We start from the raw sequence: 14,062 nt of genomic DNA, 5'->3' as shown, positions 1-14,062 counted from the left end.
TTACTGACCCTGCAATGCATAAATAGCCGGTTTGCGGATAATGCCCCAGACTGATAACAAAGATGTCAGCACTGTGAGCAGCACAATCAGTAGCAGTGGCAGGGAGAAGCCACCGGCTGACAGTTCAACCATCAGGCTGGTGTGTTGCAGACCCAGCCACAATGCAGCTAATGCCAGGGCTGCCAATACTAAACCGGCCAGCACAGGTTTCAGGTTCTCGCCGAGTAACTGGCGTAAAATCGTCGCCGGCCTGGCGCCAATCGCCATCCGCACACCCAGCTCAAAGCGACGCAGTTGCACGCTGTAGCTCAGCACGCCATAGATACCTATGGCCGCCAGCACAAAGCTCAGCAGCACCAGGGCGCTGGTGATGCTCAGTGCAAGATAATTGTCATACTGCAAACGGGTCATATTGTCAGCAATACTGACGATCCTATTGACCCGGTAATTCGGTGACACCGAGGTCAGCGCTGCGTTAATCGCGCTTTTGTCGATCTGCTGACCGGGCTTTACCTGCAGCAGTAAACTGCGGCCAAACACCGGGTTCAGCGTGCTGTAAACCCGGTATTTTTCGGGTTTAGCCAGTTCACTGTCCGCCGCGTACCAATCGGCAGCGATGCCAATAATTTCCGCTGGCGGCTGGTTACCTTGGCTATGCAGAAACTGGCCAAGCACCTGGCCATCGGGCGATAACGCTCTGGCGAGGGTTTCACTGATCACCACTACTGGCGCCCGGCTGCTGACTTCTTGTGCAGTAAAGCCACGGCCTGCCAATAAATCGATGTTAAACAGTGCCATAAAATATTGATCGGTATGCGTGATGCGGGCGTCGAGCAATTGGTTTGGGTTATCAGGGGATACCAGCACCATCAGCCGATCGCCGGAGGGGCCATAAAAAGACGCCGGCGCCCCGTTGGCAAAGGCCGCCATGGCAATCGCCGGGTGTTGTTGTAACAGATCGCGGACCTGCATCATCTGATCTTTACGTCCGCGGTGAATGGCGTCTTGTTCCGCCGCCGACAAGTTGGCAGCCGGATATGGCGTGGTATCTTCGGTATACACCTGAAAACGGTCTTCGGATGCAAAGCCGACCGGCTTGTTAATCTGGCTTATGCTCTGCAGCAACACCTGCGCACTGCAGACCAGCAAGATGGCGGCGAACATTACTTGCGCGCCAATCAACAACTGACGGGCGCGCTGGCTGACCTGCACACCACTGCCTTTGCCACTACTTTGCAGTGTTTGCTGCAGCGCCTGCATATTGATGCGCCGGCTAATCAGCGCAGCAAACGCCAGCGTCAGCAGCAGGCTGCCGACGATGGCAAATGCCAGGCTGCTCCAGCCAAAGCCCAATTGGATATAAAGCGGGATCAGATCACTACTATAGCGGTGCAGCAGCATACTGACGCCTTCGGCGACCCCTAAAGCCAATAGCATCGCCGCGAACATCAAACAGCTGAGCTCTGCCAACACCTGTGCAAACAAATGCTTATGTTGCGCTCCCAGCGCCGCCTGAATACACAAACTGCGTTGTTGTTTTACTGCACGTGACAACAACAGATTGGTCACATTGGTGGCCGCAATCAGCAGCAGCACCAAAGCGCCTGCCAGCATAAACAGCGTTTGCGTGTCGTCGTTGGCCAGGAAGTCGCGCAAGCTGTGTGCCTGAAAAATCACCTGACGCCCCGCCACGCTGGGCGTATCGGCACTGGTTTCCAACCAACGGCTGGCAATTTGCGGTCGCATCTCCTGTTCAAACTGCTGGCGCTGTGTGGGGTCGGCCAGTTTTGCCAGATAAAACAGGAAGGGTGAGCCGCTACGGGCAGGTATGGAATGCAACGGGCGGTCAAAATCCAGTGGCAGCCAGACATCAACCGCCCCCATCAACGGTCCATAAAAGTCGGGTTGTTTAAACTCAGCGCCAGCGATGCCGACGACGCGAAACTGCCGATCATCGACAATAATTTGCCGTTCTAACATGGCCGGATCGGCCTGATAATGCGCACGCCAAAACTGTTCACTGATCACCGCGACCGCCAGCTGACTGTCAAGTTCTTCGGTGTTGTCAAAGGCACGGCCTTGCAAAATCGGCATCTGATACATCCGCATAAACCCTGGCGTGGTATACGCAATGTCTGCCAATGGGGCATCGGGCAAATCACGTAAAGTATAGGTACCGGCATAGGCAAACAAGCCATGATCGGTCAGGCTTGTCGAAGGTTGGTGGTACATTTGTAACATGACTTGCGGTAGAGTGCGCTCACTGAGCACCTGACCGTTGCGATCAAGCCAGCGCGCACTGCCGACCAGTAGTTTGTCTGCTTCCTGATACGGCAGAGGCGCGGCAATAATTTGGTAATTCAGGTTAAACATCGCGACTAATGCACCTAAGGTCACACCCAAGGTGACAATGACGGTGGCGGCGTAACCTTTGGCTTTGCTTAGCCCGTAAAGCGCAGTAGAGAAATCTTTGATAGTCAGCATGTTATTGGCCCTGTAACGCATAAATAGCAGGTTTGCGGATAATGCCCCAGACGGAAAGCAGCGAGGTCAGCACGGTGAGCAGCACTATCAGCGCCAGTGGCAGGGCAAAACCGCCGACCGACAGTTCAACCATCAAGGTTGTTTGCTGCAAGCCTAACCACAGCGCTATTAGTAGCATGGCCGCCAGTGCTAAACCGGCCAGCACGGGTTTCAGATTCTCGCCGAGTAACTGCCGTAAAATAGTAACTGGCCTAGCGCCAATCGCCATCCGTACGCCCAGTTCAAAGCGGCGCAGTTGCGCGCTGTAGCTGAGCACACCATAAATGCCAATGGCAGCCAGCAGGAAGCTTAAAACAACCAGTGCTGTGGTTACCGCCGCGGCCAGATAGTTGCTCATTAGTACCCTGGTGACATTATCTTCGATGCTATAGATCTCGGCGGTACGAAAATGAGCGGAAACTTGGGACATCAGCTGATTTAACGCCGTTTTATCCAGTTGCATGCCGGGTTTTAGCTGTAAAAGTAAGCTGGTACCGCTAATCAGGTTACGCGGTAAATAACTGCGGTTGGGCTCTTCGGCCGACCATTCGTCTGGCAGATTATGGTTGGCGCTGACGCCAATAATTTCATAGGTCAAAACCCCACCTTGTGAATACAGGCGTTGACCGATTACATCACCATCGGGTCGCAGTTTTTGGGCAAAGGCCTGATTGACAATCACCACCAAAGCCTGAGTTGCTACTTCCTGTGCGGTAAAGTTTCGACCTTGTAGCAATGGGATATCAAATAGCGGTAAAAAATACTGATCGGTGGTGGCAACCCGGCTGGCGAGAATACGGGTGGGGTTATCCAGATCAGGCACATATGTAGCCGAGCCATAGACGCCGTCAAACGATATGGGCGGGTAGTTACTTACCGAAGCTTGCTGTACAGCTGGATGTTGCCGCACTAAATCACGCACCTGCATAAGCTCTTCTTTGCGTTGACGCTGGGCGGCCTGTCGCTGCTCTCTTGGTTGGTTGCTGTCAGATGTGGGAGCGGTGTCATCTATCGTGATTTGATAGCGTTGTTCGCTGCTAAAGCCAACTTGCTGGCGTAACTGCGTTAAGGACTGCAGTAACACCTGGGCACTGCAGACCAGCAGTAATGCCGCCAAGGCACTTTGGGTAGCAATCAGCAACTGACGGGTGCGGTTGCTGATTTGCACACCACTACCTTTGCCGCTGCTTTGCAGGCTCTGTTGCAATGCGCGGTAATTAATTTGTCGGCTGATCAATAAAGCGAATAGCAGTGCCAGCAGTAGGGTGGCTAGCAGGGAGAACAGCAACACGGGCCAATCAAAACCCAGTTCAAACAGCCTGGGCAGGGTGTTGGCGGCATAGGCTTGCAGCAAAGCATAAGCCGCTTCCGCAACAAGCTGTGCCAACAACAGTGCTGCCAACATCAACCAAGTTAGTTCGGCGAAAGTCTGGCTGAGCAAATGATGGCGCTGTGCTCCCAACGCCGCCTGAATACTCATGCTGCGTTGCTGTTTTGCGGCACGCGATAACAGCAGATTGGTAATATTTGCCGCGGCAATCAACAGCAGCATTAAACTCCCTGCCAGCATCCACAGCGTGCGGCTGCTGCTGTCGCCTTTAAGTAGTAACCGTAATGGCTCGGCATTAAACTGCACGCTGCGGCCAGTCTGGCTCGGTAAACCTTCTATCGATTCTTGAAACAGATGATTGATTTGCGGCCGTAACTCTTGCTCAAACGCCAATCGATCTGCCTCATGTTTTAGCTTGGCCAGATAAAAGTGCCAGCCATTGATAGAGTTGGCGGATTGTTGACTGACCGGATTAAAATCCCACGGCAGCCAGACATCGTTAGTGCGCGATGGGCCGATAAAGCGCGGTTCGCTGAAAGCGGCGGCAGCAATGCCAACCACGGTAAAATCAACGTTGCCAATGCGGATCCTGCGTCCCAGCATAGCCGGATCGGCGTTATAGTGTTTGCGCCATATTTTCTCACTCAGCACTGCGACTGCATTATGGCTACCTATTTCTTCAGCATCGGCAAAAGCGCGACCAAGCAATAATGGCATCTGGTACATTCGCATAAAACCCGGCGTGGTATAGCCAATCTGAATTTGTGGTGTATCCGGTAGATCACGCAGTGTCATACTGACAAATGAATAACCAAACAGTGCTTGATCGCTGAGTTTATCTGATGGTTTAGTGTAAAGTTGCAGCATGGTCTGGGGCATAATGCGTTGATACATCACGCTGCCATCTTTATCCAGCCAAGCCGTGCTGCCCACTACCAATTGCTCTTCATCGGCATACGGCAGCGGTGCGGCCAAAATCTGGTAGTTCAGGTTAAACATGGCAATTAATGTGCCCAGCGTCAGGCCCAGCGTTAGCACAACAGTGGCGGCGTAGCCCTTGGCTTTGCTCAGAGCATACAGCGCAGTCGATAAATCTTGCAGATTGAACATATCAATATCCTTATTCTGAGCCGGCACTGTTACTGTTTTCAAACAGTGAAATCAGTACAGTAAGCACGAGCAGGCATAGTGGTTGCAGTACGGTGATGACCAATAACAACCAGTAACTTTGCAGCAGCATTTACTGGCCAGCTACCTGACGCAATAGCGTTTCCGGCTGTGTTAATGGCGTACCCTCGGCATCCAGAATGCGGCCATCGAGTAAGTGCAATTTGCGGCTGGCCATATCGGCGTAACGCGGATCGTGCGTTACCATACAGAGGGTGGTGCCGTTGCTGTTGAGCTCGCTTAGCATATCCATTACCGCATCGCCGTTTTTGGAATCGAGGTTACCGGTGGGCTCATCCACCAGCAGCAGGGCAGGGCTGCCAACCAGGGCGCGGGCGATCGCAATACGTTGCTGTTGACCACCGGAAAGCTGGTTTGGGCGATGGCCGGCGCGATGTGTCATATCAACCGTTTTTAAACAGGCCATCACCCGTGCTTCCAGCTCGGCTTTGGGCACAGCATTACGCCGGTAGCGTAGCGGCAGGGCAATATTGTCAAATACCGTTAGCTCGTCTATTAAATTAAAAGACTGAAAAATAAAGCCAATTTTTTCATTGCGGATATAAGCTGCTTCGCTAAGGCTTAAACCACTGACTTCCTGACCTTCAATCTGGTAACTGCCTTGGGTAGGCATATCCAGTAACCCCAGCAAAGACAGCAAGGTAGATTTACCACAACCGGACGGGCCACAAATGGACACGAAGTCACCAGCAAAGATCTCCAGATCAATACCGCGCAAGGCATGGGTTTCCATTTCATCAGTGGCAAATACTTTGGTAATGCCTTGCATGCAGATTTTTTGTTGTTTCATTATAAATCCTTATTTTTAATTATATTTATAGTGCTTTGCTGATGCCGCGGGGGTTACTGCAGCAACTGGATACGCTCTGCATCACGATAAGTCGCCATATCAGACAAGACAAAGGTATCGCCTAAGTTAGCACCACTGGTAACTTGGATAAAACGGCCTGCATCTTCACCGAACTGTAAAGAAATAGCCGATAAGCTGCGACCATCGTCGGTTATTTTAAAGATGCGGCTGGTGCTATGGCTTTGACTATTAACAGGTCGTTCCAGATAAAGGGTGTTTGCTAAATGGGCGGTGAAAATTTGTGCATCAATATTGAGTTCTGGCCGAGCAGAGGCGGGTACACCTTCAGTAAAGGCCAGTTCAACTTCAATAGTGCCTTCCCGTACTTCCGGCGTAATACGGGTTACCACGGCGGCTACCCGCTCGCGGCGGGTATTTATTTGCGCTAACTGGCCTACCTGTAGCTGCTCAGCCCGGGATTGCGATACCCGTACCAGTGCCAATAAATCTTTGTCACTGCCCACCAAAGCTAACTCCTGTCCAGCTGCGACACTCTGCCCCAACTCGACCGGTAGCCGCTGTAAGACACCCGTCATACCGGCACGCACGGTTAAACGCTCAGCCCGTTGTTGCATTGTCAGGTAACGGGCCCGGGCCTGATTAATTTGCTCTTGCTGAATAATTTCAGATTGCGCAATGACTTCGCTCAGCTGTCCCAGCCGCTGTTGTTGTAAGTCCAGTCGCTGCTGCATTTGCTGTTGTTGTAGTACCGTCGTTTGATAGGTTAGCGATGAGACGACACCACTTTCAACCAGTTGCTGCTCAGCATTACGTCTTAGCGCAACCATTTGCAGGTTGGCATCCAGCTCAGCTTGAATCGATAATTCTGCTAAACGTTCGCGTTGATTGGCCAGTCGCTGACGTTTTAAGTTAGCTTCTTCCTGCGCCAGTGCCATCGCAGCGGCCTCCACCTCTTGTAATAATTCGGGATTACTTAACTGCAGAATAATGCTGTCTTCGGTCACTTGTGCGCCGGGTCGCAGCAGCACTTGTTGTACTGTCGCACTCGTCAGGGCGGTAAGCAGAGTTTGCTTATCAGAGCGCAGCACGCCATAGCCATCGACGCTGATTTGTAAATCGCCTTGTTGTACCTGCGCCAGCAGTAAGCGGGAGCGCTCTATTTTATGCAAATGGCCGGGTGAGGCGAGTAGGGTAGCAATAAGCCCGGCGCTGGCTAATACCGCCAACAGCAGTAGCGGCTTTTGCCAACGTTTAGCAGATTTAGTTTTTTTTATATCCATAATGACGATGCTGCTTTAGCCTGAAAGTGCGAGATTGACTTGAGTAAAGCAAAGGCTGTGCCGTTTTTAAGTTTTTGATTTTTAATGGTTATTATTTTATAGGCTAGCAAGGGGCGGTTATTCGTCCGATTTCGGACGGTAAATTCCGAAATCGGACTTAAAAAGGGTATCAGGGGTTATGGTAAAACGATGCGGGCACAGGCACCAATAAGGCCGTCATCACGGTTGCTTAGGGTTAGCTCGCCTGCTAATTGCTCAATAATATGTCGGCACAACGCGAGTCCTATACCCTGACCATCAGGTTTGGTGCTGTAAAACGGCACAAATAGATCCTGCGGGTTGCTGATGCCTTGCCCTTGATCCAGTACGCAGATTTCGGTGCTTTGAGCATTAGTTCCCGGTAAAGGGCTGCTGACTTGCCGAAAACGTAGCGCCACAGTGCCAGGTGGACTACCGGCTTCCAGGGCATTTTTAATCAGATTAATCAGCACCTGCTGCAGCAACATGGCATCGGTATTAAAGCTGAAGCTGGCGTTTGACACCTGCAACTGATGCTGCTGAAACAGCAGTTGTAAATCGGCTTGTAGTTGCTGCACACTAACCGACTGCAGCTGAACACTGAGCGGTTTGCTGAGTTCACTGTAGCGGCTAACAAAATCCTGCAAGTGACGACTGCGCTGGTTTATCAGCTCCAGCGCCTCTTGCTCCCGCGCGCCAGTTACTTTGTTTTTTAAATGCTCCGACAGCGCCAGGACTGGCGTTAAAGAATTACGGATCTCATGGCTTAGCACCCGGATCAATTGTTGCCAGGCTTGCAGCTCGTTGGCTCTTAACGCCGCCTTGATATTAATAAAGATCAATAGTTGATGCCGCTCACCCTGATCTAAAAAACGACTATGGCGAATTTGCCACTGTTTATCCCGCTTGCTATCAGCAAAATGCCAGTGCGGTAGTGCCTCCAGGCCAAGCTGACTGGCCGAGGTATGGCGCAGGCTTTGCCATGGGCGACCGAATAAAGCCGTAAATTCGTTGTTGGCGTAGCTAAGTTGCTGCTTATGGTTAAACACCAAAATAGGCGTATTTAACTGATCAATTAAGCGATACAGCAGAAACTGTTGCTCATCAAAGAAGCTTTTGCGTTGCTGCAGTTGTTCGCTTAATTGTAATAACTGATTTTGAAAGGTGGCAGCAATACCGCAGCGGTAAGCGGCTTTGGCTTGCAAGCTATAATCTTGATTTTGCAGTGCTTCTAACTGCACACTGGCCCGGCTAAAGGCCGACAACATGCGGGTACGGTTTTGCCATTGCCGTTGATTTAACCACAGCACCGCTGGCCAGAGCACAAGCCAGAGCCACCATAGTGGCCAATAGATACTGACTATGGCTGTCAGGCTGATTAAACAGCCCGATAGCAACAGGCATTGCCAGAGCGAGCTGGCCTCTAGCGAGCGGTTTATACCGCTAGTCGGCCAGGCCATATTTCTCTAACCGCCGATATAATGAGGACTTGGTAATCCCGAGCAAGTCAGCACTTTTTTGTTTATTGCCCAAACAATGCGCCAACGCTTGCAGGATCAGCTGCCGCTCTGCTTGCTCCAGCGTTAGCATCGGCAGCGAGGCGTCGCTTTGCGTGTTCGTGCTAACTTTTTGCTGGCGTGGTAGGGTTAAATCATCAGCGCTAATTTGGCTGCGCTGACATAACAGCACTGCACGCTCTATTACGTGGCTTAACTCACGGATATTGCCAGGCCAGGGATAGTTCAGCAGCAAGGCTTCAGCTTCTTTTAACAATCCCAGTTTAGTTTTATGATAGCGGCAGCCATGTTTTTCCAGAAAAAACTGCGATAAAGGCAGAATATCGGCAGGCCGCTCCCGCAGTGCCGGTACTCTGAATTCTAACGTATTAAGGCGATAGTACAGATCTTGTCGAAACAAACCCTGTTCTAGCAACTGACTAAAATTGCCATTGCTGGCACTGATTAAACGCACATCACTTTGCTCAGTGCTACTGGAGCCAAGCACTTCATATTGACCGCTTTCTAACACCCGCAGTAGCTTGGCCTGTTGCGCCAGTGGTAGGTTGGCGATTTCGTCTAAAAACAGCGAGCCGCCATGCGCCAGGGCAAAACGACCAATGCGAGGCTCTTTGGCATCGGTAAAAGCGCCTTTTTTATGGCCGAACATTTCGCTTTCAAACAAGCTTTCGGGGATTGCGCCCATATTCACACTAATCAACGGCGCCTTGGCGCGGGCCGAATGGCGATGAATAAACTGCGCTAACTGACTTTTGCCAGTACCGTTTTCACCGGTAAGCAAAATATTGGCATCACTGTTGGCGACCGCTTTTAATTGTTCGATAAGGCGCTGCATCTGCGGGCTTTGCCATACTAAGTTGTCGTCGCTATGACTTAACGCAGCCGTTAATTGCTGATTATGCTGTTGCAGGGCGGCCAGCTTTAATTGCTGATGGATCACTTGCAGCAGACGCTGGTTTTGCCAAGGTTTCTCAATAAAATCACCGGCACCCGCTTGCATTGCATTCACTACCAAGGCGGTATTTGACCAGGCGGTCATTGCTACCACCGGGCCGTCGAAGCCTTGTTGGGTATACCACTGTAGAAAGCGCAGTCCTTCGGCGCCAGAGGTGGTGTCGCGATCATAATTCATATCCAGCAGCAATAGATCGGCTTTGCTCTCGGCCAACCAGGCCATGGCCTGCACCGGGTTTTCTGCTTCACTTAGCGTAAAACCGGCATCTTCCAAAATAAAACGGGCAGATAACCGAATATCCCGATTATCTTCAATGATTAAGATATGTTGCTGCGCCATCGCTATTCCTTGCACAAATGAAGCTGCATCTTATGCGCTGTTGCTGCCAAGCTCAAGTGAACCCACATAATGCAGCAACATCCTGGTATTTTCTCAAAAGAGAGGTAGCTGCTACTTGGGTTTATTTAACAAGGCTTTAAGATCGGCAAACGGATTATGGGTAGCGGGCGCCACTTTTTGTTCGGTAGTGCCACCATAGAGCACAAATTCGTGGAATTTGTTGTGCTCATTGTCATGACAATAAATACACAACAGCTCCCAGTTGCTGCCATCTGCCGGGTTGTTGCTGTGATTGTGATCAATATGATGTACCGTCAGTTCACGCAAATTGGAATGCACAAATTCGCGGGCACAGCGGCCACACACCCAGGGATACATTTTTAATGCCTTGTCGCGATAGCCTTGTTCTTGTTGCTGGTAGGCCTGGGCGCCGCTTTGAGCTTTGTTCATAGTGCTTTACTCTGCGATAGTGTTTTTTAATGGATGCTAATTAGTCGTTTTTAGAAGAGGCTACAGGCTGCCGGTGATCTGCTATTACCTTACTGTATAAGCCAATTTCTGCCTCGTGACTAGGCTCACGCCAGCTCTCTGCTAATGCCGCCTGATACCAATCTTGCATAGCTGGCAGTGCCAACAATTGTTGTACATAGGTCAAACTTGGCTCAGTTAATGCTAACTGATAACTTTGCACCCGAAAGGCGACTGGCGCAAAAAAGGCATCGACTGCACTAAAGGCTGCCCCAGCCAAAAAAGGTCCACCAAATTGCGTTAAACCTTGCTGCCAGAGCTCATCTAATCGTGCCAGTTCCTCGGCCAATGCTGGCGGTGGATTGGTTAATTGCGCTCGCACCCCACAGTTCATAGTACAGACATTACGCAGGGTACTAAAACCTGCGTGCATTTCACTGGCTGCGCAGCGGGCATAATTGCGAGCGGTTGCATCGGTGGGCCAAACCCCGGTATGGCGTTCAGCCAGATACTCTATTATTGCCAAAGATTCCCAAACGACGGTCTTACCATCATGTAAACAGGGCACCTTTGCAGTGGGTGAAAATTGGCGAAAGGTCGCATAGTTATCAACCTGAAACTGCTGCAGTTGCTCTACAAAGGGAATATTTAGCTGTTTTAATAATAACCAGGGTCTAAGCGACCAGGAGGAGTAGTTTTTATTGGCGATAAATAGCTGGTACATGTGGCGCTCCTTAATAATCGGTAAGAGCTTACGCTGCTTGGCACAGCGGTTCAAGCGCTGTTGCTTATGCCAGGATCCTGCTTTTTAGCAAAAGAAATAACGGTGATGGGCGTTATATTTAGCACTTTATTAGCGCTATACTCCGTTTTACTTCGTTTAAGCCAAGTTTGTTATAAGGTTGCGACTGCTGTCAACCGCAGGAGGGTGCATGCTCGCCAGATTGCTTTTTATTGCCTTGCTGCTCTTAGGAAGTTATTTTTTGCTGTCGGCCTGGTCTAGCGGTAAGGGGCCAGTGCACCAGGTGCTGAAACAGAGCGCAGAGCAAGCGTTGCAACAGCAGCTGTGCCAAATCCCGGTGCTCTGGCGTATTGGCGAATTGGACCCGGCTTTTGCTTTAACCGCAGAGCAAGCTGAACAGGCGGCTTATGATGCAGCCGCCCAGTGGAATACTGCGCTTGGCATGGAGTTATTTCGCTATAACAGTCGCAACGGTTTTCCGATAAATTTTCGTTATGATGAGCGCCAGCAAAGGATGCTGCAACAAGCTTTATTACAACGTAATATTCAGCGCTATGACAGTAACATCGAACGTCGTGCTGAAACCTTGGCGCAGCAGAGTGAGCGGTTACAGCAGCAACATCGTGAGTTTGAACAACAAAACCAGCAGTTTGCTGCTGATATTGCTAGCTTCCAACAGCAAGCGGCTGCTAAATCACAAAATGTTACTGCATTGCAGCAGCAACAGCGGCAGCTACAACAGCGCGAACAGCAGCTTCGACAACAAGCAGAGCAATTAAACGCGCAGCAGGCGCAATTACAGCGGCAATACCAATATCTGAATGACACCCTGACAGATCGTAATGCCTTATTGCAAGATCAGCCGCCGCCAAACACGGCCGAGGTAGGCTTAATGGCAATTACTAATGGTAAGCGCAGCATGACTATTTTTGCTTACAGTACCCTTCCTGCATTACAACTGACGATAGCGCACGAATTTGGTCATGCTATGGGGTTGGGGCATACTAATAACAGTACTGCTTTGATGCACTATTCACTTAACCCACAGCAAAAAGGTTTAATCGCAGAAGATGTTAACGCGCTTAAACAGCAGTGTGGCTTCTGAGTAAGCCTTAATATCTTTTGAGAAACGCTACTAATAATACTACCCCTAATAGTTAGCTGGATAGCTATTTGTTCCCTCTGGCATTACGCCTTTACCTAAACGGATTTCTAATACTGATTCAATCTGATCTCGACCAGCCGCGTGAATACCTACCTCATAGTGTGGTTGTGTTACAGTGCGATTGCGACAACCTAGCAGTGAACAGTCCTTTACAGTGGTTTGTTGGTAACTGGCGCCTAAGCGGTTATCACTAGTGCGATCACGTTCAGCGATCGTCTCTTTATCTACCACCACAAACCAATCATATCCTTGCTCGGCGGTTAGTTCTGCTGCACGGCGCAGTGCATAAGCTCTGGCTTTACCTCGCTCATCACCGCGCGCTTTAAAAGTTACCCGGTAATAGTTTTGACTAATTTGCAGCTCGCTGTAACCATAGCCGTTTCCTTTTGCTGGCCGGTAATCAGGTTGGCTGCTACAGGCCGAAAGTAACAGAGTAGCGAGTATGATGAGAAGCTCCGTCAGTTGTTTAAGCTGTTTCATTTTACACCTCGACTCTCTTTAATGTTCGTTAAATACTCTTGTTCAGCCTCAAGACTAAGCGCTGGGCCTGCCATTAGCAGATCTAAAATACTGTCCAGCGGATGCCCGCCCGAAGCTGTTTGATATTGGCCGGCATCAGGATTCAAGCTTGTTAACAGTGAGGCTTCTATCAACCATTCACCTTGCTTGCGACAGGCAATATTCTCGGACTGAAGGTTGCTAGTGCGTAGCGTGTAGTGACGGCAAAAATCGCCTTGTTGATTGACAAAACTTAACTGCGGTATAAGTTGCTGTGCTGCCGTGGCATAAGTATTGCCACTTTGCGCGCTGTTTAAGAGTTGCATTACATCCTGATTTAGGGTTGCTATGGTCGTCTGCGGTTTATCATTTAACTGAGCTAAACCATAGCCAGCAAAGACGGCAATACATGCAACTGCTGCAGCATGTTGTTGAAACTGCTGCTGTACGCGACGCCACCATGGGAAGGTTACTACATTGCTGCTGTCGTTATCGTTCAGGAGTTGCATTACTGATATTGGCATAGGTTTTTGGTCAATGTGCTGATAGTGTTGTGCTACTAAGCTATCGACCAGAGCTAAATCAGCAAGCCGTTGAGTGAGCTGCTCGTCTTCTAGTAATTGTTGTCTAATCTGCTCCATTTCATGCTCAGCTAACGCTGCATCTAAAAAAGCAGACAACATTTCATCAGAAATTTTCCTGTTATCAGGGATATTCATGCCCAGCTCCCTTTGTTTTGTAAAGCGTTAACCATTGCTGCTCTTGCCCGAGCCAAGCGACTCATAATGGTGCCAGCAGGTATAGCCAGTATCTTGGCTGCTTCTTGGTAACTTAACCCTTGCACCGCAATCAGTGATAACACCTCGCGTTGCTCGTCTGGCAGCGTATTCATGGCGGTATTCACCTCAGAAAGATGAATGTTGTTAAGCATATCTTGTTCACCATCACTAATATTTTCATGTCGCAGCTCGGGCTTATTGGCTGCTTGTAATCGAACTTTTTGAGCTCGGTAGTCATCTATCCAAAGGTTACGACAAATTTTAAAGGCCCATTGTGGCAGCGGTATGCCCTCAGCCGGAGGTGTGTCCAGCAAGCGCAATATGGTATTTTGTAATAAATCATCGGCATCAGCCATGCTGCCTGTCAACGAATATGCAAAGCGGCGTAAAGCGGGTAATAGTAGTTTTAGTTCTGCTTTCATAGTTAGGTTATACTCCTCTTTAACCTA

12 protein-coding genes are annotated in these 14,062 nt (G+C 50.0%); 1 reads left to right on the top strand and 11 read right to left on the bottom strand.

Annotation, left to right across the window (positions count from 1 at the left end; genetic code table 11):
• From IE163_RS08305 to IE163_RS08270, 8 genes are all read right to left on the bottom strand, one after another.
• Window positions 1-2,484, bottom strand: a complete 2,484-nt coding sequence (locus tag IE163_RS08305; protein WP_189432149.1) for an ABC transporter permease — start codon at window positions 2,482-2,484, stop codon at window positions 1-3.
• A 1-nt stretch (window position 2,485) separates the two neighbouring features.
• Window positions 2,486-4,963, bottom strand: a complete 2,478-nt coding sequence (locus IE163_RS08300; RefSeq protein WP_189432147.1) for an ABC transporter permease — start codon at window positions 4,961-4,963, stop codon at window positions 2,486-2,488.
• 130 nt (window positions 4,964-5,093) lie between these two features.
• Window positions 5,094-5,831 carry an ABC transporter ATP-binding protein gene (locus IE163_RS08295; RefSeq protein WP_189432145.1) on the bottom strand — a complete coding sequence of 246 codons (738 nt, stop codon included), beginning with the start codon at window positions 5,829-5,831 and terminating at the stop codon, window positions 5,094-5,096.
• Between the two features lie 53 nt (window positions 5,832-5,884).
• Window positions 5,885-7,132, bottom strand: coding sequence for an efflux RND transporter periplasmic adaptor subunit (locus tag IE163_RS08290; RefSeq protein WP_189432143.1), 1,248 nt, complete (start codon window positions 7,130-7,132; stop codon window positions 5,885-5,887).
• 176 nt (window positions 7,133-7,308) lie between these two features.
• Window positions 7,309-8,610 carry a sensor histidine kinase gene (locus IE163_RS08285; RefSeq protein ID WP_189432141.1) on the bottom strand — a complete coding sequence of 434 codons (1,302 nt, stop codon included), beginning with the start codon at window positions 8,608-8,610 and terminating at the stop codon, window positions 7,309-7,311.
• Window positions 8,594-9,961 (bottom strand): sigma-54-dependent transcriptional regulator, encoded by a 1,368-nt coding sequence (locus IE163_RS08280; protein ID WP_189432139.1) that lies wholly within the window; start codon window positions 9,959-9,961, stop codon window positions 8,594-8,596. The genes IE163_RS08285 and IE163_RS08280 overlap by 17 nt, the downstream gene beginning before the upstream one ends.
• Before the next feature lie 111 nt (window positions 9,962-10,072).
• Window positions 10,073-10,411 (bottom strand): YajD family HNH nuclease, encoded by a 339-nt coding sequence (locus IE163_RS08275; RefSeq protein ID WP_189432137.1) that lies wholly within the window; start codon window positions 10,409-10,411, stop codon window positions 10,073-10,075.
• 40 nt (window positions 10,412-10,451) lie between these two features.
• A complete protein-coding gene (locus IE163_RS08270; RefSeq protein ID WP_189432135.1) occupies window positions 10,452-11,153 on the bottom strand; it encodes a glutathione S-transferase family protein in 702 nt (233 codons plus the stop codon).
• Window positions 11,154-11,361: 208 nt separating this feature from the next.
• Here IE163_RS08270 and IE163_RS08265 point away from each other — a divergent pair, with 208 nt between their 5' ends.
• Window positions 11,362-12,276 carry a matrixin family metalloprotease gene (locus IE163_RS08265; RefSeq protein WP_189432133.1) on the top strand — a complete coding sequence of 305 codons (915 nt, stop codon included), beginning with the start codon at window positions 11,362-11,364 and terminating at the stop codon, window positions 12,274-12,276.
• A gap of 45 nt (window positions 12,277-12,321) precedes the next feature.
• Here IE163_RS08265 and IE163_RS08260 read toward each other — a convergent pair whose 3' ends face one another.
• Genes IE163_RS08260 through IE163_RS08250 form a run of 3 tightly spaced genes read right to left on the bottom strand, consistent with a single transcriptional unit; the run spans window position 12,322 to window position 14,035 of the window.
• Entirely contained in the window at window positions 12,322-12,816 is a 495-nt protein-coding gene (locus tag IE163_RS08260; RefSeq protein WP_189432131.1) for a CC0125/CC1285 family lipoprotein, read from the bottom strand.
• Window positions 12,813-13,553 carry an anti-sigma factor family protein gene (locus IE163_RS08255; RefSeq protein WP_189432129.1) on the bottom strand — a complete coding sequence of 247 codons (741 nt, stop codon included), beginning with the start codon at window positions 13,551-13,553 and terminating at the stop codon, window positions 12,813-12,815. The genes IE163_RS08260 and IE163_RS08255 overlap by 4 nt, the downstream gene beginning before the upstream one ends.
• Entirely contained in the window at window positions 13,550-14,035 is a 486-nt protein-coding gene (locus tag IE163_RS08250; protein ID WP_189432127.1) for an RNA polymerase sigma factor, read from the bottom strand. Before IE163_RS08250 ends, IE163_RS08255 begins: the two co-directional genes overlap by 4 nt.
• Window positions 14,036-14,062 lie beyond the last annotated feature (27 nt).

This window comes from Alishewanella longhuensis, from assembly GCF_014653435.1.
GTDB lineage: Bacteria > Pseudomonadota > Gammaproteobacteria > Enterobacterales > Alteromonadaceae > Alishewanella > Alishewanella longhuensis.
Note: the sequence above shows the minus strand (reverse complement) of the source record. Positions and strands in the feature narration are given on the sequence as shown.